Consider the following 20,263-nt stretch of genomic DNA (forward strand, 5'->3'; position numbering starts at 1 on the left):
GCCGACGGCCCGCGCCGCAGCATGCCCGCGCCGCGCCGCCCGCGGCGCCCTCGCCGACCGACGCCCGCGGCGCCCTCGCCGACCGACGCCCGCGGCGCCTCCCGCCGAGCGACGCCCGCCCTCCCTCGCCGCCGGAACCTCCCCCCGGCGCCGCTGTCTGTCGCTGGCACGACGGACCGCCGGCCGGAGCGGCCGAGCGCGTCGCCCGGAGGGCGCGGATCCGCGCGCCTGCTGCCGGATTTCTGACGACATGAGCGCGCCGCTCCGCGCGGCGCACAGGGGAGATCCGTGCCCAGCGCGAACCCATCGGACGCCGCGGGCGGCGCCGCCGCCACCACCCACGCGAACCCCACGGCCGCGGAGCCACCGGACGCGGCGGGCCCCGGCGAGGCCGCGGAGACCGCGGTGCGCTCCGTGGAGATCCTCGTCTCGTGGGGCACGACCGTCCTCTTCGTCCAGCACCTCGCGCCGCCCCGCGCCTTCGACGTCGGCGAGGGGCGCGCCGACGGGCGCCCGTGCGATCTCTTCCTCCCCGGGCGCGTGCTCGGCGCGCGGCGCGCGCCCCTCCTCGACGTCGACCCCGCGGGGCGCGTCCGCTTCGTCCTGCTCGGCGCCGCGACCGGGACGCTCGCCCTGGGCGGCGCGCCGCTGTCCGCCGCCGACGCGCGGGCGCGGCACGCCGGCGCGACCCGGCCGGACCTCGCCGACGTCGAAGGCGCGGTGCTCGTGCCCCTCCCCGCCCACGCCCGCGTGGACGTCGAGATCGCGGGCGTGCGGATCCAGGTCGCCGCCGACGCCGCCGCGGGCGAGCGCGCGCGCCGGTCGCTCGTGAGCTGGAAGAGCCTCGCCCTCCACGCCGCCTCCGCGGCCCTGCACCTCGGCCTGCTCGGCGCGCTGGCGCGGTGGGCTCCGCCCCCTGCCCCCGGAGACCCGTTCCCCGGCATGAGCGCGGACCGGATCGCGCTCGTGCAGCAGTACCTCGCCTCCGCCGACGCGCGCGAGCTGCGCACGGCGATCGAGCAGGAGGGCGAGCCGAGCGCGGACGCGAAGGAGGGCGGGACGGGGGCGAGGGCGAAGGGCGAGGAGGGATCCATGGGCGGCGCGCCCGCGCGCGCGATGGCGACCGGGAACCGGTGGGGGGTGGCCGGCCCGAGCGACGGCCCAGCGCCGTACGCGACGCCGCGGGAGGCGCTGCGCGACGCCGCCGAGTTCGGGATGATCGGCCTGCTCAACGCCGGGGCCGGCGGCCAGCCGAGCGCGCCGCCGTGGGCGCGGGGCCAGCCCTGGGGCCAGCCCGCCGCGCCCGCGGGCGCGGGCGGCGCCGGCCTCCCCCTCCACGGCCTGGGCGACGGTGGCGGCGAAGAGGGGCTGGGGCTCGGCGCCATCGGGACGATCGGGCACGGCGCGGGCGCCGGGTCGGGCCAGGGGTTCGGCAGCGGCCACGGGCGCGCCGGCGCCGCGCCGCCGGGCGCGGCCGCGTATGCCCCGGAGGCCGAGGTCCCCCTCGATCCGAACGGCCGCTTCGCCACCACGTACCGGCCCGGGGGCGGCCACCTCGCCGCCTTCGAGGCCGCCCTCGCGCGCGGCGTCGTGCCCGAGGCGGAGCGCGAGCTCGTCAGCGACGTCGGCGCCCGCTACGCCCCGGAGGTCCCGCTCGGCCCCGGCAAGGCGCTCGGCCTGCGGACCGACCTGGAGCGCGCCGCGCTCGGGCCGGGCGGCGGCGCCGTCCACCTGCGCCTCGCGCTCCGCTCCTCCGCCGCGGCCGCGGCGGCGCGGCCGCACCTCTCGGTGCACCTCGTGCTCGACACGAGCGGCTCGATGGCCGGTGCGCCGATCGAGAGCGCCCGCCGCGCGGCGCAGGCGCTCGTCGACCGCCTCGCGCCCACCGACGACTTCTCGCTCACCACCTTCTCGAGCGACGCCGAGGTGCTGATCCAGGACGGCCCGGTCGGCCCGCGCCGCGCGGCGATCCGCGGCCTCATCGACGGGATCCGCGAGGGCGGCGGCACGAACATCGGCGCGGGGCTCGCGCTGGGCTACGCGCAGGCGAACCGGCCCGACATCCCCGAGGACGCCGTGCGCGTGGTGCTGCTCGTCTCCGACGGCCGCGCGACCAGCGGCCTCACGCACAGCGAGCGGCTCGCGCGGCTCGCCCTCGACGCGTTCCAGCTCGGCGTCCAGACGAGCGCGCTCGGGCTCGGCGACGACTACGACGGCCAGCTCATGAGCGCGATCGCGAGCGACGGGGCCGGCGGCTACTACTACCTGCGGCACCCCGAGCAGATCGCGCCGGCGCTCTCGACCGAGCTCGACAAGCGCCTCGACCCGGTGGCGACCGCGGTCGAGGTGCGCGTGCGCCTGAAGCGCGGCGTCGACCTGCTCCGCGTCTACGGCTCGCGCCGGCTGAACGACGCCGAGGCCTCCCGCGTCCGCGCCCAGGAGATCGCGGCCGATCTCGCCGCCCTGTCGCGGGACCGGATCGCGGTCGACCGGCGCGACGACGCCGAGGGCGGCCTGCGCTTCTTCATGCCGATGTTCGCCCGCGATGACCGCCACGCCCTCCTGCTCAAGCTGAGCGCCGAGCCCGGCACGGGGAAGCGCACGCTGGCGACCGTCGAGCTCAAGTACAAGGACCGGCTCTCCAGGAAGAACGTGATCGAGGAGATCCCCGTCGAGGTGGGCTATGCGGACAGCGACGCGGCGAGCGCGGCGTCCGTCGACGCCTCGATGACGCGGACTCTTCAGGGCTTCGCCGCGGGCGAGTCGCTGGCCGAGGCCGCCGCCCGCGTCGGGCGAGGCGACCCGAGCGGCGCGGCCGCGCTGCTCGCCGAGCGCGAGGGCATCCTGCGCGAGGCGGCGGCCCGGCTCGACGAGCCGCTGTTTCTGGAGGACGCTGCGCGCCTCGCGCGCCTCCGCGCGCACATGGGCGCAGAGCACGGCCTCGGCGACCCGCTCGTGCTCGCGATGTTGCTGGAGACGGCGGGCCGATCCCACCTGCGCTGAGGCGCGCAATCGCAGCGCGCGCACGGGCGGAGGCGTCGCCCAGGTGGTAGGCTGAGCGCGGCCATGACAGAGAGAGTCTCATCGACCGGTCGCGCTGCGCTGCGAGAGTCGCTGCTCCAGTTCTCCGCCTTCGCCGACGCGCTCGAATCCCGTGCCATGCGCGAGGCCATCGAGGCCTGCATCACCGTCCTGGACGCTCCCGGCCCGCTCGACAAGCGCGCCCTGGCCCCGTGGCTCAAGGTCGTCCACGAGCGTGCAGCCGAGGTCTTTCGGCGGGGCATCCGCGAGACCACGGGGGTGCTGCGCGAGCAGATGAGGCACGGCCTCAAGCAAGCCGAAGAGGACGCGGTCTGGATGCAACAGGCCATCGACGCGCTGAGTCGAGACCACGCCAACTGACATGAGGGGACAGGAGGAGACGACGTCGGTGGTCGCGTGGACCGGGCGTTTGTACAAGGGATCTGGATTCCTCGAACCACGCTGAAAGCCACGCTCCGTGGGACGAGGGTTGTGAGGTTGCGAATCGTCGAGCACGCCTCGAGGCTGCGCTGATCGGGTGTCGCCGCGGCGTCGCGACACGATCGACGAGCCTGCTTTCTTGAATCGGGTCGAGAGGACATTCTTCACCGGATCTGCCCGCGAAGCGCTGCCGGCCGGACAGGGCCGATCAATCGGGCGCGGCGCGCGATGCGCGATGCCGGCGCGGCGCGGGGCCGGCGTGACCGAGAGCTCGTCAATCACGCCGCCGTGGCACGGGGAGCGCGGTCCGTGCTACGAAGCGAGCCATGATCGCCTCGGCGTTTCCGCTGCTGCTCCTCGGCTTCTCCCTCGGCATCCGCCATGCGACCGACGCGGACCACGTGATCGCGGTGGCGACGATCGTGAGCCGCGTCCGGAGCCTCGGCGTGGCGCTGCTGATCGGCGCGATGTGGGGGCTCGGCCACACCGTCACGCTGATGCTCATCGGCGGCGGCATCCTCCTGTTCGGGCTGGTGGTGCCGCCGCACGTCGGCCTGGCCATGGAGCTCACGGTCGCGCTGATGCTGATCGGCCTCGGCGCGTACCACCTCCTGCGGTTCTACCGGGCGGTCCGGCGGGGCGAGCCGCAGGCGCAGGCGGCGGAGCACCACGACGGCCACCGCCACGGCGTCGGCTGGGCGGACCGCGTGTTCGGCGGGTCGCGCCTCTACGTGAGCCTCCGGCCGCTGCTCATCGGCGTGGTGCACGGGGTGGCCGGCTCCGCGGCGGTCGCGCTCCTCGTGCTGACCACGGTGCACGATCCGCGGTGGGGGCTCGGGTACATCGCGCTGTTCGGCGCGGGCACGATCGCCGGGATGATGCTGATCACCGGGATGCTGGCCGTGCCGTTCGCGTACACGAGCGCGCGCTTCGGCGGGATGCACCGCGCGCTCGGCGCGGCCGCGGCCGTGCTCAGCGTGGGCTTCGGCCTGTTCCTCGCCTACGACATCAGCATCGGGTCCGGGCTGTTCACGGCGAACCCGCAGTGGACGCCGGGCTGACGGCGCCCGCCGCCGGATGGAGACCGTCACAGCCGGATCACTCGGCAGGGCTACAGCCGCGGACGTCGTTACGCCAGAGCCCAACCGTCCTTGAGGAGCAGACCTCGCCGGCGCCGCAGTCGGCGTCCGACCGGCACAGCGTGCAGCTGCTGGGCGCATCCGCTCGCGCGACCATTTGACGCTCGGGGCGGAGCTCACGTGCTTCTAACGAGGTGAAACCCCGAGAAAACTGAGCCACAGAGTCACAGAAGGCACAGAGGGGAGAGAAATAAAGATCCCTATTTCATTCTCCCCTCTGTGCCCTCTGTGCCCTCTGTGACTCTGTGGTTCCAATCTCTTCATTCTCGGGCGTTCCAAGCCGATCGGCGCTCTAGCGGCTCACGGCCGGCCACGCGCGCTCGGCCTCGCGCGGCGGCGCCGGCGCGAGGTGCGCGTCGATCTGGGTCATGAGCCAGTCCAGGAACTCGTCCTTCAGGATCGTCTGCGCCACGTGCAGGTCGGTCCAGACGGGCGCGCGCGCCGCCGCCCGGTCGCTCGTCTGCACCACGACCGGGATCGTGCAGAACCTCGCGTCCTCGCGCATCGCGCGGATGAGCTCCACCCCGTTCATGACGGGCATGTGCACGTCCACGATCGCCAGCGCCACGGGCTCGCGCGAGAGCAGCTCGAGCGCGGCGCGCCCGTCCTCGGCCTCGATCACGGTGAAGCGCGGCTCGAGGATCAGCCGGTAGCACGCCCGGATGTCCGCGTCGTCGTCCACGACGAGGAGGGTGACCCCCTCGACGGCGCCGAGCACGCGCTCGACCGCGGCGCGGAGCTCCGCCGCGGTGACGGGCTTCCGCACGTAGCCGGCGACCCCCCGCAGGATCGCCTCTGCCGGCTTGTTCACGACGGAGACGAGCATCACGGGCACCCGCTCGCGCGACTGCACGAGCCGGTTGAAGGCGAAGCCATCCATCTCGGGCATCAAGAAGTCGGCGAGGATGAGGTCCGGCGTCCAGGTGCGGAGGAGCTCCAGCGCCGCGCCCCCGCCGCGCACCGTCCTGACGTCGTAGGCCGCGCCCTCCAGCGCCTCGGCCATCCACGCGAGCGTCCCCGAATCATCGTCGACCAGCAAGAGCTTGGCCATGGCATCACTCCCTTTACGTCTCTCCCTGGGCCCCTCTGCCCCTCGCCTCGCCCGGCGCGCCGACGCGCCGCAGCCGGAGCCAGAACCTCGCCCCTCCTTCCGGCCGCGCCTCGTACCCGATCGCCCCGCCCCACCGCTCCGCCGCGATCCGCGCGCCGTAGAGCCCGAGGCCGCTGCCCGCCTCCGGATCGCGGCCGTGCGCGAACTTCTGGAACAGGCGCGGCGCGATGGCGGGCGAGACGCCCGGCCCCTCGTCCTCGACCGTCACGCGCGTCCATCCGGGCTCGTCGCGCACGAGGACCCGCACCGCCCCGCGCGCGGGCGTGAAGCGGAGCGCGTTCTCGACGAGGTTGGAGACCACGCGCGCAAGCCGGCGCTCCTCGCCGACGACGCGGCACGGCGGTCCCCCGCCGGTCTCCGGAGGCCCCTCCAGGCGAACGCCGCGGCTGCGCGCCATGGGCAGCAGCGCCTCGACCACCTGCGCGACGGCGCCGCGCAGGTCCGCCACCTCGGCGAGATCGCCGCCGGGAGGGCCGAGCGCGGCCCCCTCGGCGGCGAAGATGTCGAGGATCTCCCGGATGAGCTCGCGCTGCCGCAAGGCGGCCTTCAGCGCGACCTCGGCGAGCGCGCCGCACTTCTCCGGGAGCGGCTGCTCTCGCAGCAGCGACAGGGCGCCGAGGAGGCTGTTCAGCGGGCCGGAGAGATCGTGGACGATGCAGTGGACGAGGACGTCCTTCCGCTCGATCTCGCGCGACAGCGCCTCGTGCACGAGGCGCAGCTCCCGCGCCCGCTGGAGGACGCGGCGGCGCTCGTGGAACAGCGCGTCGTTCCGGGTGATCACGAGCAGCCGCGACGGGCCCACGCAGAGCGCCGTGGCCTCGAGGTGCAGCGCCTCGTCGTCCTCGGTCATCTGCGTCCAGCCGTCGGATTGCACGCTCGGCGCCCCGTCCGCGGACCAGGCCCGCTCCGCCTCGGGGAGGAACACCTCCAGGAACGGCAGCGCGCGGTCGATGCGGAGCGGCGTATCGCGCCACGGCGGCGCGATCCCGAGCCGCAGGAACCAGGGCGGCGGCTCGCCGCGGACGACGAAGGCGCCGTCGCGCACGCGCTCGAGCACGAGCTTGTCCAGCGCCGAGAGGATCCGGGTGTCCATGTCCATCAGCCCCGCCACACGGGCGCCTCGCTCGCCAGCATGGCGCACGCGAGCGCGCTGAACGCGCCCTCGACCCCGGCCCCGGTCTTGGCGCTCGTCCTCGTGACCCAGAGGCCCGCCCTCCTCAGCCTGGCCTCGGCGGCCTCGTCGATCTCCCACGCCGCCGTGAGATCGGCCTTGTTCAGGACGGCGACCGACGGGAGCTCCCCGGCGATCGCCCGCGCCGCGGCGTGGAGGCGGAGCCCCGTCTCCACGGTGAGGCGCCGCGTGCCGTCGATGACGAGGAGCAAGCCCGCGGAGCCGCGCACATACGATATCTGGACGTCCTGGAACTCGTCCTCTCCGCTCAGGTCCCAGAGGATGAAATCGAGCTCGCGATCATCGCACCTCACGCGCCGCGTCTCGATCGTCACGCCGATGGTCGTCCGGTAAGCCTCGGAGAAGATGCTGCGCACGAAGCGGGCGACGAGGCTTGTCTTGCCGACCCCCGTGGCGCCCAGCACGCAGACCTTGCGCTTCTCCCCCATGGCTCATTCCTTGATCGATGGGCGCAGGTCCACAAGGAAGATCACGCTGCGCGCGCGCCGCTCGTCCGCGCCGCCGACGCCGCACCCGGCGCCCGCCGCTCCCCCGGGGCACGGCGCGGGCGTGAGGTCGCCGCGCAGTCCGCCGCCGCTCGCCCGCAGCCGCTCGGCCGGGACGCCGCGCGCGATGAGCTCGGCCGCGACGTGCTCCGCGCGGGCCAGGCTGAGCGCCCGGTTCGACGCGTCCGATCCGACCGGATCCGCGTAGCCGACCACGCGGATCTCGGCGGTCATGCCGGCCTCGCGCGCGAGCGCGATCTCCCGCGCGGCCGCGGCCGCGGCCTCGGCGGCGCGCGCGCGCTGCTCGGCGGCGAGCCGGGCGGCGCCGCGGCGGAAGAGGAGCTCGATCCCCTCGAGCGATCGCGCCGCGGCGCGCGCCCGCTCGATCGCCTCCTGGGCCGTGAGGCGCGCGCCGTCGAACCCCGAGACGCCCGGCAGCACCGCCGCCGTCCAGCGCGCGCGCTCGATCCAGCGCTCGGGCGCGACCCCGCTGGCCACCACGACGCCGCCGCGCAGCGAGAGGGCGACGCCCGGCGGCGGCTCCAGCGCCCGCGCCGCCCGGCGCTCGACGATCTGCGGATCGAGCGAGTAGAACGGCTCGAAGCGCAGCGTTACCGGCGTGCGCGCGGGGCCGGCGCGCTCGATCACCGCCCGCGGGTCCTCGGCGAGCGGATCGCGCAGGCCCGAGAACGCGACCTCGCCCCCGCGCCGCTCCGCCGCGGTCACCATGATGCCAGGCTCGCGCCGCAGCGCCTCGGCCCATCCGGCGAATCGGCGCTGCTCCTCCCACGAGGCGCGCGTCCGGACGGCGAGGGCGGTCGCGGCGATCGCGACGAGCACGGCGGCCGCCGCGAGCGCGGGCCTGCTCCCGCGCGGGACCGGCTTGCGCTGCTGGTGGAGGCAGGTCGAGAGCAGCTCGCGGGTGCCGGAGAACGGCGACCGATCGCCGCGGAAACCGGCGAGCTCGTCCCCGTACGTCAGGTGCACGCGCTCGAGCGTCTCGCTCAGGACGGTCCCGTACGCCTGCGGCGCCACGCCGCGCACGATGGCCACGAGGAGGGCCGACGGTCCGTGCTCGACCCACCCGGTGAGATCGCCCACGCAGAAGCGCTGGAGCCGCGCGTCGGTTCGGAACGCGTCGTGGGCGAACGCGTCGATGGCGGTGAGCATCGCGGAGACCTGATCGGGATCCCTGTAGGGGGTGTCCTCGGCGCTCACGTGCTCGAGGACGATCCCCGTCCCGCGGTGGACCAGGAAGAGCTGCTCGGTCCGGTAGACCATCGCGCGGAGCAGCACCACCTCCGCGAAGGGGCGCCCGGTGCGCCGCGCCTCGAGGCGCCAGCGCAGGCTCTCCCAGGACAGGCCGAGGGCGAGCGCCTCGTTGAGGCGCTGGATCATCCCCCGGAGGGCGCAGGCCACGGCCTTGCGGATGGCCGGCCCCATGGCGGGGGAGATCGCGTCCGCGAACGACCCCGGATCCCGGCGCACGCGCTCGTGGATCGCGCTGGTGATGAGCGGATCCAGCGCCCACGAGAGCGCCTCGCCCTTCTTGCGGCTCTCGACCACCGCCTCGGGCAGCGCCCCGGCGACCATCTCGGCCATCGACTGGTCCAGCCGCTCCTCGAGCCGCCGGATCCGGCGCTGCTCGGGGCCCACGAGCAGGGGGCGGAGGTCTTCGAGCGTCTTGTCGACCGGCGGGGGCGGCCCGCGACGCGCTCTCGGCTGTCCCATCGTTCGTCTCCGGCCCTCCACGCCCGCGCCGCTCGCCAGAGCGGCGCGGGCGCCTCACGCGGCTTCGTCCGAGCGGGGGTCCGCCTTCTGGTAGCGCTCCGACTCCGCGGGCCCCTCCCGCGCCGGCGCGTCCGGCTGGGACGCGTCGGCGCCGTCGGTCCACAGGACGGCGAGCTCGCGCTCGACCATCGCGCAGAGCTCGCCCCGCGTGCGCCGCGCCTCGTCGAGGAACGATTTGGACTGGTCGAGCAGCTGTTGCCGGAGCTCCCGCTGCGTGCGCGCCACGAGATCTTCCAGCCGCTGGACCCGCTGCTCGAGCAGCTCGAGCCCCTCCCGCGCGTCGCGCGCCACGCTGCCGAGCGCGCCGGCGCCGGCCGCTCGCTGGGCCTCGAGCGACGCCGCGAGCGCCTCGAGCTCCTTGCGCACGTGCGCCTCCAGCACGTCCAGGCGTCGCCGCGCCTCGAGCCGGAGCTCCTCCGCCTGGGCGGCGACCTGAGCGTCGGTGTGCGCCAGCCGGCGAGCGAGCTCGCGGAGCTGGGCGCCGCACAGGATGTCGCGCACCTGCTCCAGGCTGTTGACGATCGCGGACTCCGCGTGTCCTGCGCTCGCTTCGTGCTCCGTCCGCCCGCTCATCTTCGTGGTCATGATGGAGATCCCCCCTCTCCGTGCGCGCCGCGCGCGTCCCCTGCCGAGCGCCGAGCGCGCTCGCCGCGGATCCTCCGCGCCGCGCGGTCGCGCTCGCGATCCCCCACCGAGCCCGCTCGCTCCGGGTGTTCTCTTCGTCCGGGCACGAGGCCCCCGTCGTCACGTCATGCACCGCGCTCCATGGGTCATCGCCCTGGCTCCTGGTAGCCCTCGCGAGGCCGCCGGGTGGCCGCGGCCCGGGCCGAGGAGCCGCTCGGCTGCTCCGGAGCGGCCCAGGCGCGCAGGAGATCTCGGAGCCCGGCTAAGATGCCCGCATGCGAACCCCGCGAACCTCCCTGGTGGCCGCGGCCTTGCTCGCGGCCTGCGGCGCGCCGGCCGGCGGCGGCGCTCCCTCCGCGGGCGCCGCGGGCGCCGCGAGCGCCGTCGGCCCGAGCGCGCCGTCCGCCGCCCCGCAGGCCGCCGCCCCCGCTGCCTCGGCCACCGCGGCCGCGGCGGCCACGGCGCCCGCCTCCCCTGCCCCGGCGCCCTGTGGCGCGCTCGGCTGCCTCGCCTTCGATGCGCCGGCCCAGGCCTTCGCCCACGTTCTTCAGAGCGGCCCGCGCGTGCTCGCGGTGGGCGAGGCGCACGCCCAGCAGGGCGCGGACGGCGTCCCCTCGGCGACCCGGCGCTTCACGGAGCTCTTTCTGCCGGCGCTCGCCGGCCGCGCCTCGGACCTCATCGTCGAGCTCTGGGCGGTGGATCCGCGCTGCAAGAAAGAGCAGGTGGCGCGGGTCGAGGAGGAGCAGAAGGCGGTCACCCAGACGCAGTCGGCGGGCAACCAGGGAGAGTTCCTCGCGCTCGGCAGCGAGGCGAAGCGGCTCGGCATCCGCCCGCGCCTGCTCGCGCCCTCCTGCCAGGAGTACGACGCCATCGTGCGCGCGGGGCCGGACGCGGTGACGGCCATGCTGGAGATGATCGCGCGCCTGACCGCCGCCGAGGCGAAGGCGCTGCTCGGCCGCGAGGACGCCGCCGACAAGATGGTGATCGCCTACGGCGGGGCGCTCCACAACGACGTCGCCCCGGGCCCCGGGCGCGAGCGCTGGAGCTTCGGACCGGAGCTCTCCGCGGCGACCGGCGGGAAGTACGTGGAGCTCGATCTCATCGTGCGCGAGTTCATCAAGGACTCGGAGTCCTGGCGGGCGCTGCCGTGGTATCCGCATTTCGACCGGGAGGCGCACCCGGACGAGACGGTGCTCTTCAACCCCGCGCCGGGCGCGTACGTGCTCATCTTCCCTCGCTCGCCCTGAGCCTCCACGAGCGCTCCCGCGGAGGGCCGCAGCGGCCGTCGCGCCGCGCTGCTGGCGACGCGCGGCGCGCGGCGCGCGGCGCGATGCCCTCAGGGCGCTACGGAGAACGTGACCGGCTCGCCCGTGAACGGCCCGCCGCCCTGCACGATGCGGTTGTTCTCGAACACCGCGTTGAGCACGCTGACGGTGATCGGCCCGCCGGCGGCGCGGAGCTTGTCCCACGCCGCCGCGTCCGGCGTGTAGCTCAGCTTCATCGTGAACACCCGGAGCAGCCCCTCGCGCTCTGCGGTCGAGAAGACCAGGAAGTAGGCGCGCCCGTTGATCGGCATCCCGTGCGCCCGCGCCGCGCGCACCGGCCCGAGGAGCGCGCCGAGCTCCGCCCACGGCGACGCCCCCGCCGCCGGCACCCCCGGCACGCCTGGCCGAGCGCCCGCGAAGCCGAGCGCCGGCGCGGCCCCCGGGGCCGTCCACCGCGCCGCGCCCGCGACGTGGAAGGTCAGCGCCGGCGCGGCGTCGCCGGGGACCGCCGCGCCGTCCTCGGGCGCGTCGAACACCGTCCCCTGGGACGGCTCGTCCTTCGGGTCGGCCGCGAGCAGCGCCTCCAGCGCCTCGTCGGTCGCGCCCCCCTCGAAGATGACGTCGTCCAGCTCCGACCCGGCCGACGTGTCGTCGTGGTCGTGGCCGTGACCGCAGGCCCCGACGTACATCGCGGCCGACGCGAGCGCCGCCAGTGCGGGGACGAGGATCGCCCGGTGAAGGATGGGTGTCCGGCTCACGGCGCCTCCGCCCACGGATCCGCGTGGCGCGGGTCCGTCAGAAACTCATCGTCCGTCAAGCTCTCCAGGAAGGCAATCACGTCTGCTTTCTCCTCTTCGGTGAGATCGAACCCGGTGATGAGCTCGCTCTTGAACTTGTTCTTGCTCCCCACGCCGGCGTTGGGGCCTTCCTCGATCGTGCGCCCTCCGGCGGCGTAATGGTCCAGCACCTCCTCGAGCGTCTCGATGCTGCCGTCGTGCATGTACGGCGCCGTGAGGGCGATGTTGCGCAGCGTGGGCGCGCGGAACCGGCCCATGTCCGCCTCGTTGCCCGAGATGTCGTAGACCCCGGCGTTGCCCTGCGGGTAAGCGCCGCTCCCGCCGATGTTGTAGAGACCCGTGTTGTGGAACATCACCTCCGTGAAGGTGGTCCCGTCGTGCTGCACCGAGTCCGACAGGTTGAAGCCGCCGTGGCAGTGGAAGCACTCGAGCTTCTCGGAGAAGAAGAGATCCATGCCGCGCAGCGCCGCCTCCGACATCCCCGAAGGGTCGCCGCCGTAGCGGTACCGGTCGTAGGGCGAGCGGTACGAGAGCAGCGACCGCTCGAACGCCGCGATCGCCTTCGTGATGGTGTCGAGGCGGATGGGGTCCTCGTCGCCGGGGAAGGCCGCGGGGAAGAGCTCCTGGTACAGCGGCTCGTCCCGGAGCCGCTGGAACAGCTCCTCTTCCATGCCCGCGAGCCCGAGCTCGACCGGCGTCTCGCCGAACATGGGGAGGAGCGCCTGCTCCTCGAGCGAGTCGAGCAGCGGATTTCCCCACGTCAGCGTCGTCAGGTAAGCGACGTTGGTCAGGCTCATCGAGCCGCGCACGTGGAATTGCCCGGTCGAGCCCTTGCCGGTCGCGAGGCCGTCGGTGAACGCGAGCTCCTGGACATGGCACGAGCCGCAGGAGTACGTGCCGTTGCCGGACAGGCGCCTGTCGTAGAACAGCCGCCTGCCGAGCTCGACCTTGGCCGACGACATCGGGTTGTCCTCGGGGACCTTCGGCACCGGGAAGCCCGGCGGCAGCCCCCACGCGAACGCGCCCGCGTCGCCGCCCCCGCCGCCCCCGCCGCCCCCGTCGCTCCCCCCGTCGCCCCCGCCCTGGCCGCCGGCGCCCTCCCCCGCAGTCCCGCCCGCGCCCGGCGTGCCCTCGCCGTCGCCGCAGGCACAGGCGAGGGCCGCCAGCGCGGCCAGGACAGAGGAGAGCGCGGCGCGGCGGAGCGCGGTCACCAGTGCGGTCATCGTCATGGCTCCTATTCTATCCTGAAGAACGACTGCTGCTCGGGGCGCGGCGAGCCGTCGGTGACGTCGATGCCGAGGTGGGTGAACAGCGGAGGGCAGTCGGGATCCGTCGCGTCGGACATGCAGCCCGGCGTGCCGCCCGCGTTCGCCGACACGTCGGTGTCCGCGACGAGCGCCCCATAGTCGACGAGCACCTTCGTCGCGAGCGGGTCGATGCCCTCGAAGACGATCTCGGCCACGTTGGGGCGATCGCACGCGGTCACCTCGCCGCCGTCGCCGGCGACGCAGCCGGTGCTCCCGACGTGAATGATGAAGGGGTCCCCGCCCTGCTCCGGGACGCCGTCGATGCGCAGGAACTTGTACCCGTGATTCCAGCTCCAGAACAGCCCGGTCAGGTTGAGCGGCGACGGCGCGACCGAGGCGTCGCCGTGGTTCCGCTCGAACGGGACGCCCAGCTTGAACGACAGCCCGTCGTAGTCCCCGGCCGGAACCGTCCCGAGCACGCGCCCGTTCGTCTCCTGCGTCCCGTTGGCGCAGCTCCCGGACTTGTCCTCGAAATCGAGGAGCACGATGTTCTCGAGCTGCCACTTCCCGTCCTGTTCGAGCGTGAGCGGCACCTTCTCGCCGTCCGCGCGGTGCAGGCGTACATCGTGGATGTACAGGCGGAAGTCGTTGAGCTTCACGTCCGTCGCCGCGGCGCCGACAGCGTACGTGTCGCTGCAGGAGAACACCTCGTCGTTGACGCGGCCCTCGAACGCCAGCTCGACGGCGATCGCCGCGTCGGTGGCCTCGCCCCCGCCGCCTGCCTCGCCGGTCCCCCCTTCGCCGGTCCCTCCCTCGCCGCCGGCCCCGCCGCGCCCGCCGCCGCCGGCGCCGCCGTCGCCGCCGACGCCGCCGACGCCCGTCGAGGTCGATGTGCCATCGACGGGGTTCACCCCACCTTCGCCGCCGCCGCACGCCGTAAGCGAGAGCGCCGCCCCGGCCAGCGGGAACAAGAGCCGTAATGCATGAAGACCGCGTTTCATGAGAGTCCTCCTGAGGAACAACGACGCGCGCAACGATAGGCCGCGTCGTCACCAACCTGAATGCGACATCTTGTCGCGATCGCCGTCGCGATCCGCCGGAGCGCACGAATCGAGCGGGCGTCGAAAAATAACCTCCGAGCGCCCCGACGCGGGGCCCGGCGGCCCGCGATCATGAACGCCGCGGGCGCCCCGCGCCCGTCGCCCGAGCCCGAGCAGGCACGCCGACGCCGTTCCAGACGAGCGGGCGCATCCATGCCGTAGCACGATCTCTACAAATCGTGCTACGGACGGTCCCGTTGTGACCCTCTCCCTGCGCACGGCGCTCGCGCCGCTTCTTATCACCACGGCCGCCGCGCCGGCGCGCGCCGGCGACGGCGCGGCCCCCCCGCCGCCCGTGGCAGCCGCCGAGGCCTCGCCGGCGGCGGAGACCTCGGCCGCGGCGCCGGACGGCGGCGCTGGCCCGGGCGCGGCCGTCGGCGCCGCGCCGGTCTCGGTCGTGGTGCAGGGCGCGGCGCCGCCGCGCAGCGCCTCGGAGGCGGTGCGGGAGCGGGCCGAGGTGAGGGCGGCGCCCCACCGCACCGCGAGCGACGTGCTGCAGCTCGTGCCGGGCGTGTTCGCCGCCCAGCACGGCGGCGAGGGCAAGGCGCACCAGATCTTCTTCCGCGGCTTCGACGCGGTCCACGGGCAGGACCTCGAGATCTGGGTCGCGGGCGCGCCGGTCAACGAGGTGTCCAACGTCCACGGGCAGGGCTACGCCGATCTCCACTTCGTCATGCCCGAGGTGATCCGCGAGCTCCGCGCGCAACCCGGGTCGTACGACCCGCGCCAGGGCGACTTCGCCGTCGCCGGCAGCGTGCGCCTCGAGCTCGGCTACGACGAGCCGGGGATCACCGCGACCGCCTCTGCCGGCTCGTTCGGCGCCCGCCGGCTCTTCCTCGCCTACCACCCCGAGGGCGCCGACGAGACCACGTTCGCCGCGTTCGAGGCGTACGCGACCGACGGCTTCGGCCCCGCCCGCGCCGCCAGCCGGACCTCGGCCGTCGCGCAGGCCGTCTACGAGCCCGTCGCGGGCGTCCGCGCGCGCGTGATGGCCTCGGCGTTCGCCTCGCGCTTCGCCTCCGCCGGCGTCCTGCGCCTCGACGACCTCGAGGCGGGCAAGGTCGACCGCTTCGCCTCGTACGACCCGGATCAGGGCGGCGACTCGTCGCGCGCGCAGCTCGTCGTGGACCTGCGCGGCGCGGGCGCCGACGCCGCCCGCGGCGAGGGCCTCTCGCTCGCGCCGTTCGTCGTGCTGCGCTCGCTCCGCCTGCGCTCGAACTACACCGGCTACCTCGAGGACCCGACCTCCGGCGACGCCACCCAGCAGCTCAACGAGGCGATCACCGCGGGCGCGACCGCCTCGTACCGGCTCAGGTTCCCGCTGCTCTCGGATCGCGACGCGCTCGAGGCGGGCGTCGTCGCGCGCACCGACTGGATCGAGCAGTCGCAGCGGCGCCTCGCCGCGGTCGACGGCCGGCCGACCGCGACGCTCGTCGACGCGAAGGTCCGCGCGACCGACCTCGCCGGCTACCTCGACGCGTCGATCCGGCCCGCGCGGCGGGTCACGGTGCGCGGCGGGGTGCGCGCCGACGGGCTCGCGTACCAGGTCGTCGACCACGCCGGCGAGGGCGCGCAGGCGCGCAGCGCGCAGGGCATCCACGTGGGCGGCAAGGGCACGGTCGACGTGGCGCTGCTCCCCGGGCTGCGCGCCCTCGCCAGCGTGGGCCAGGGGTTCCGCTCGCCCCAGGCGCGCAGCCTCGGCGACGGCGAGCGGACCCCGTTCACGCGCGCGCTCTCGGCCGAGGCCGGGCTCCGCTACGCGGACGAGCTCGTGCGCGCGTCGGTCGCGCTGTTCCACACGCGCCTCACCGACGATCTCGTCTTCGACGAGGCGACCGGCCGCAACGAGCCCGTCCCCGCCACGGCCCGCACCGGGGTGGCCTTCGACGCGGTGGCGCGCCCCGCGCCGTGGCTCGTGTCGAGCGTCGGCATGACGTACACCCGGGCCGCCTTCACCGCTCCCGGCGGGCGCTACGCGGCGGGCGATCTCCTCCCGTTCGTGCCGCAGGTCGTCGCGCGCGCCGATCTCGCCGCGACGCCGCGCCTCGGCGCGCTCTTCGGCCGGCGCCTCGAGGCCCGCGCCGGCGCCGGCGTCACGCTGCTCCACGGCCGCCCCCTGCCGTACGGGGAGCTCGGGCGCGACGCGCTCCTCACCGACGTGACGGCGCACGTCCGCTACCACCGCGTCGAGCTCGGGCTCGACGTCTACAACCTCCTCGACGCGGCCTGGTTCGACGGCGAGTTCGTCTACCCGTCGAGCTTCGCCCGGGGCACGGCGCCCGACCTCTTGCCCGCGCGGCACGTGACCGTCGGCGCCCCCCGCAGCTTCCTCGTCTCGCTGTCCCTTTATCTCGGATGAGGTCCTCGATGAGCTCCACCACAGCACAGAAACCAGCGCCCCGCCGGCGCGCCGCGCTCGCCGCGGCGGGGCTCCTCGCCGCGGCGCTCGCCGCAGGGTGCGGCGCCGGGGGCGACGGCGCGACCGCGGGCAAGCGCCTCACGCTCGCGACCGAGGTCGCCGCCGACGCGGCGTCGGTCGCGCCGTTCACGAACGCGCTCGGCTGGACCGTCACGCTGTCGAAGGCGCACCTGTCGATCGGGCCGCTCTACTACTTCGAGGGCGCCCCGTTCACGGCGCGGCGCGCGGCCCCGGGCCGCGGCGGCGCGCCCTCGCTGCTCGACCGGCTCGCCCGATGGGCCGTCCCGGAGGCGCACGCCCACCCGGGCCACTACCAGGCCGGCGAGGCGCGGGGCCAGATGGCGCAGCCCACCTCGGTCGACCTGCTGGACGGGACGACCGCGCTCGCGGACGCGGACGCGGTGAGCGGCGTCGTGCGATCCGCGCGCTTCACGTTCGGCGCGCCGCCCGCGGGCCCCTTCGCCGCGGAGCTCGACGGGCACGTCGTCGCCCTCGAGGGCCGCGCCGAGAAGGGCGACGCCGCCCGCGTGTTCCGCGCGCGCGCCCTGGCCGCCGACGTCGCGAGCGACGTGACCGGCGAGCCGGCGGTCGAGGGGTGCGTCTTCGAGGAGGTCTACCTCGACAGGCCCGGCGTCGTGACGCTCGTGGTCAAGCCGTCGGTCTGGCTCGATCAGGTCGACTTCGAGGCCGTGGCCGAGGGCGAGGGCGGCGCGCCGGCCGATCTCGAGCCGGAGAGCCAGGCCCAGCGCGGCTTCGTGCGGGGCCTCAAGAAGGGGACCGCCTACGCGCTCTCGTTCGCGCCCGGCGCGCCGCAGGAACAGAAGGAGGAGGAGCGATGAGGACCACGGGAAGCTTGTGCGCGGCGGCGCTGTCGCTCGCCGCGGCGGCGCTCGCCGGCTGCGGCGACGACGGCGCGTCGGGGGCCGGGAGCGTGGCGTTCTCGACGTGGGGCGAGGAGTACATCGAGCAGGAGATCCCGGCCGCCGATCTCGAGGACGGCTGGAGCATCCGGTACGAGAAGTTCCTCTTCGTCCTCCGGAACGTGACCGTCGCCGATCGCGAGGGGAACGTCGGGGCGCGGATGGAGGGCTCGATCCTGTTCGACCACACGAAGCCCGGCGTGAAGCCGGTCGTGACGTTCGAGGGCCTCGAGGCCAGGCCCTGGGAGCGCGTCTCCTACGAGATCGGCCCGGCGGACGCGGACACCGCGCTCGACGGGGCGACGGAGGACGACAAGGCGCTCATGCTGGCCGCGGGCGCGTCGGTGCACATCGAGGCGACCGCGCGGAAGGGCGACGGCGGCGAGGAGAAGCGCCTCGACTGGACCTTCTCGCTCGCGACGCGCTACGCCGATTGCAAGGGCGACAAGGCCGGCAAGGAGACCGAGGGCGTCCTCGTCACGAACGGCGGCACCGACACCGTGGAGCTCACGATCCACGGCGACCACTTCTTCTACGACGACCTCCAGTCCGCGGCCGCGGCGCGCCGCTTCGCGCCGATCGCCGCCGCGGACGCCGACGCCGACGGCGCCGTCACCCTGGAGGAGCTCGCCGCGGTGCGCCTCGTCGCGATCGAGGAGGGCCCCTACGGGACGGGCAGCGCCGGAGACATCGACGATCTCGGCGCCTTCGTCGCGGCGCTCTCGCGCACGCTCGGGCACTTCCGCGGCGAGGGCGAGTGCGTCTCCGTCGACCCGTGATCGGGCCGCGGGTAGTGGTCAACGTTGCCCAGAGAGAGTCCACATGAAGGTGGGAAGGCGGGAAGATCATTAAGGTTTTCTTCCCGCCTTCATGTTCCAATTGACCACTACTCGAGCGCGACCGTCGTCGAGACCTCCTGGAGCTCGTTCCCGTCGAACGCCGGCACCCGCGCGGAGCTGAGGACCATCTGCACGCAGGTCCCGGCCGGGGTCATCGCGACCCGCGGATCGATGCTGATGCGCTGCACGGCGCCCGCGGGGTTGAAGTACACCCGCGCGGTCACCGCCTTCGGCCCCTCCTTGCCCCTGCAGTGGATCGGCGCGGTCGACCCCTTGCGCTGCAGCGCGGCGTGGGCCGCGGCGTGATCGAACGGCCTCGCCGCGCCCGGCTGCGCCGCGGTCGCCGCCGCGGTCGCGCCGCCTTCGCGCGAGGGGCGCGGGACCCTCGGCAGGAGCACCGGCACCGGCCCGTGGCGCGGGCCTGGCGGCGGCTGCTCTGCGTCCGCGCCGTCCGCCGACGCCGGCGGGCGCGCCTCGTCGCCGCGGCCGGCGCTGATCACCGTGGGGCGCGCCGGCTCGGGCAGCCGCTGCGCCACCGGGACCTCGCGCCGCGCGCGGCCCGTGGAGACCGCGAGCGCCGCCGCGGCGCCGCCGAGCAGGCCGAGGGCGAGGAGCAGCATCGGCTTCCACATGGCTGGCCTCGAGGGCGCCGGCGCCGGCGCGCTGCTCGCCAGGGCCGGCGCGCTGGCCGGCGGAAAGGACGCGCCCGGCCGCGGCCGATCCGCCGGCGGCGGGGCGGTCGACGCGCCCCCGCGGCCGCCCGCGCGCGCGTCCGTGGCCATCTCGGTCGGCCCGGTCATCGACAGGTGCGAGGCCGTCCCGGCGGGGGTGATCGCCGCGGCGATGCCGGGCGGCGTCACCGAGATCGCGGCGCCGGGGGGGCGCACGCTGCGCGGATCGACGAAGAGCGCCGGCCCGAGCGCGTCGAACGCCTCCTGCGCCGTCTGGAAGCGCTGCGACGGCTCGCGCGCGAGGCAGCGCGCGAACCAGGCGTCGAACGGGTGCACGACGCAGCCGGCGCGCCCGAGCGCCGTCGCGCGCGTCGACGCCGGGTCGATCGGCTCGAAGAGGATCTCGCGGAGCAGCACAGGCATCGCGGTGCCCATCGGGTCGTTCGCGGCGCGCCAGTACATGCGGCCGGTGAGCGCCGCGAAGGCGATGAGCCCGAGCGCCCACACGTCGGTCGCCGGCGTGATCTGCCCGCGCGCGTCGGACTGCTCGGGCGCCATCCAGAGGGGCGTGCCGAGCGACGCGGTCGCCATCGTGCTCGCCTCCGCGGCGATCTTCGCGATGCCGAAGTCGAGGACCTTGACCGACCACGGCGCCGTCGCGCTGTTCGACTTCGCGAGGAAGACGTTCTGCGGCTTCATGTCGCGATGGACCACGCCCGCCCGGTGGGCGGCGCCGAGCGCGTGGCAGAGCTGCCGGAAGATCTCGTGCACGTCCTTGGGCGCGAGCAGCCCGCTGCGCTTCATGCGCTGCGCGAGGTCCTCCCCTTCGAGCAGCTCCATCGCCAGCCACGGCACGCCGCTCGCCGCGTCCACGCCGGCGCCGATCACCTGCACGATGTGGTCGCTCTCGACCAGCGCGCCCACGCGCGCCTCCTGCTCGAAGCGCTCGCGCAGCCGGGTGTCCGCGCAGAGCTGCGGGTGCATGAGCTTGAGGGCGCGCAGCTTGCCGGTGCTCGCCTGCTCGGCGACGTACACGGCGCCCATGCCCCCGGCGCTGAGAGGCCGAACGATCCGGAACTCCCCGAAGAGCATCCCGACCGCCGGCTGAAGCGGCGCGATCATGGCCCGCGATGCTAGCATGCGGGTGCCTTGGGGGGTGTCGGCGCTCACGGCGCGGCTCCGTGTTGCAGCGCACATGCGC

Annotated in this window: 16 protein-coding genes; 7 read left to right on the forward strand and 9 right to left on the reverse strand. The window is 74.9% G+C overall.

What is annotated here, in order from left to right:
- The first annotated feature begins 288 nt into the window (after positions 1-288).
- The 3 genes from WME98_RS06340 to WME98_RS06350 all read left to right on the forward strand — a co-directional run bounded on the left by WME98_RS06340 (position 289) and on the right by WME98_RS06350 (position 4,523).
- On the forward strand, positions 289-3,003 hold the full coding sequence (locus WME98_RS06340; RefSeq protein ID WP_437950480.1) for a vWA domain-containing protein: 2,715 nt from the start codon (positions 289-291) through the stop codon (positions 3,001-3,003).
- A gap of 63 nt (positions 3,004-3,066) precedes the next feature.
- Positions 3,067-3,402 (forward strand): hypothetical protein, encoded by a 336-nt coding sequence (locus WME98_RS06345; RefSeq protein WP_020738821.1) that lies wholly within the window; start codon positions 3,067-3,069, stop codon positions 3,400-3,402.
- Positions 3,403-3,788: 386 nt separating this feature from the next.
- Entirely contained in the window at positions 3,789-4,523 is a 735-nt protein-coding gene (locus WME98_RS06350; RefSeq protein WP_437950481.1) for a high-affinity nickel-transport family protein, read from the forward strand.
- A 370-nt stretch (positions 4,524-4,893) separates the two neighbouring features.
- On the opposite strand, the gene WME98_RS06355 is transcribed toward WME98_RS06350, so the two are convergent.
- Genes WME98_RS06355 through WME98_RS06375 form a run of 5 tightly spaced genes read right to left on the reverse strand, consistent with a single transcriptional unit; the run spans position 4,894 to position 9,765 of the window.
- Positions 4,894-5,652 (reverse strand): response regulator, encoded by a 759-nt coding sequence (locus WME98_RS06355; RefSeq protein WP_437950482.1) that lies wholly within the window; start codon positions 5,650-5,652, stop codon positions 4,894-4,896.
- 13 nt (positions 5,653-5,665) lie between these two features.
- Entirely contained in the window at positions 5,666-6,811 is a 1,146-nt protein-coding gene (locus tag WME98_RS06360; protein ID WP_437950483.1) for a sensor histidine kinase, read from the reverse strand.
- Positions 6,811-7,332, reverse strand: coding sequence for a Rab family GTPase (locus WME98_RS06365; RefSeq protein WP_437950484.1), 522 nt, complete (start codon positions 7,330-7,332; stop codon positions 6,811-6,813). The genes WME98_RS06360 and WME98_RS06365 overlap by 1 nt, the downstream gene beginning before the upstream one ends.
- 3 nt (positions 7,333-7,335) lie before the next feature.
- On the reverse strand, positions 7,336-9,120 hold the full coding sequence (locus tag WME98_RS06370) for an OmpA family protein (protein ID WP_437950485.1): 1,785 nt from the start codon (positions 9,118-9,120) through the stop codon (positions 7,336-7,338).
- A 54-nt stretch (positions 9,121-9,174) separates the two neighbouring features.
- The gene (locus tag WME98_RS06375; protein WP_437950486.1) at positions 9,175-9,765 is read right to left on the reverse strand and encodes a hypothetical protein; all 591 of its coding nucleotides are present in this window, start codon (positions 9,763-9,765) and stop codon (positions 9,175-9,177) included.
- 314 nt (positions 9,766-10,079) lie between these two features.
- Here WME98_RS06375 and WME98_RS06380 point away from each other — a divergent pair, with 314 nt between their 5' ends.
- Entirely contained in the window at positions 10,080-11,051 is a 972-nt protein-coding gene (locus WME98_RS06380; protein ID WP_437950487.1) for a hypothetical protein, read from the forward strand.
- A gap of 89 nt (positions 11,052-11,140) precedes the next feature.
- Here WME98_RS06380 and WME98_RS06385 read toward each other — a convergent pair whose 3' ends face one another.
- Genes WME98_RS06385 through WME98_RS06395 form a run of 3 tightly spaced genes read right to left on the reverse strand, consistent with a single transcriptional unit; the run spans position 11,141 to position 14,114 of the window.
- A complete protein-coding gene (locus WME98_RS06385) occupies positions 11,141-11,827 on the reverse strand; it encodes a hypothetical protein (protein ID WP_437950488.1) in 687 nt (228 codons plus the stop codon).
- Entirely contained in the window at positions 11,824-13,095 is a 1,272-nt protein-coding gene (locus WME98_RS06390; protein ID WP_437950489.1) for an MbnH family di-heme enzyme, read from the reverse strand. Before WME98_RS06390 ends, WME98_RS06385 begins: the two co-directional genes overlap by 4 nt.
- 5 nt (positions 13,096-13,100) lie before the next feature.
- A complete protein-coding gene (locus WME98_RS06395) occupies positions 13,101-14,114 on the reverse strand; it encodes an MbnP family copper-binding protein (RefSeq protein ID WP_437950490.1) in 1,014 nt (337 codons plus the stop codon).
- Positions 14,115-14,412: 298 nt separating this feature from the next.
- Between WME98_RS06395 and WME98_RS06400 the strand changes: the two genes are divergently transcribed.
- Genes WME98_RS06400 through WME98_RS06410 form a run of 3 tightly spaced genes read left to right on the forward strand, consistent with a single transcriptional unit; the run spans position 14,413 to position 18,331 of the window.
- Positions 14,413-16,572 carry a TonB-dependent receptor gene (locus tag WME98_RS06400; RefSeq protein WP_437950491.1) on the forward strand — a complete coding sequence of 720 codons (2,160 nt, stop codon included), beginning with the start codon at positions 14,413-14,415 and terminating at the stop codon, positions 16,570-16,572.
- 8 nt (positions 16,573-16,580) lie between these two features.
- The gene (locus tag WME98_RS06405; RefSeq protein ID WP_437950492.1) at positions 16,581-17,471 is read left to right on the forward strand and encodes a hypothetical protein; all 891 of its coding nucleotides are present in this window, start codon (positions 16,581-16,583) and stop codon (positions 17,469-17,471) included.
- The gene (locus WME98_RS06410) at positions 17,468-18,331 is read left to right on the forward strand and encodes a hypothetical protein (protein ID WP_437950493.1); all 864 of its coding nucleotides are present in this window, start codon (positions 17,468-17,470) and stop codon (positions 18,329-18,331) included. Before WME98_RS06405 ends, WME98_RS06410 begins: the two co-directional genes overlap by 4 nt.
- A 107-nt stretch (positions 18,332-18,438) precedes the next feature.
- Here WME98_RS06410 and WME98_RS06415 read toward each other — a convergent pair whose 3' ends face one another.
- A complete protein-coding gene (locus WME98_RS06415) occupies positions 18,439-20,184 on the reverse strand; it encodes a serine/threonine-protein kinase (RefSeq protein ID WP_437950494.1) in 1,746 nt (581 codons plus the stop codon).
- Between the last annotated feature and the right edge of the window lie 79 nt (positions 20,185-20,263).

This window comes from Sorangium sp. So ce296 (assembly GCF_051529605.1).
Classification (GTDB): domain Bacteria; phylum Myxococcota_A; class Polyangia; order Polyangiales; family Polyangiaceae; genus Sorangium; species Sorangium cellulosum_D.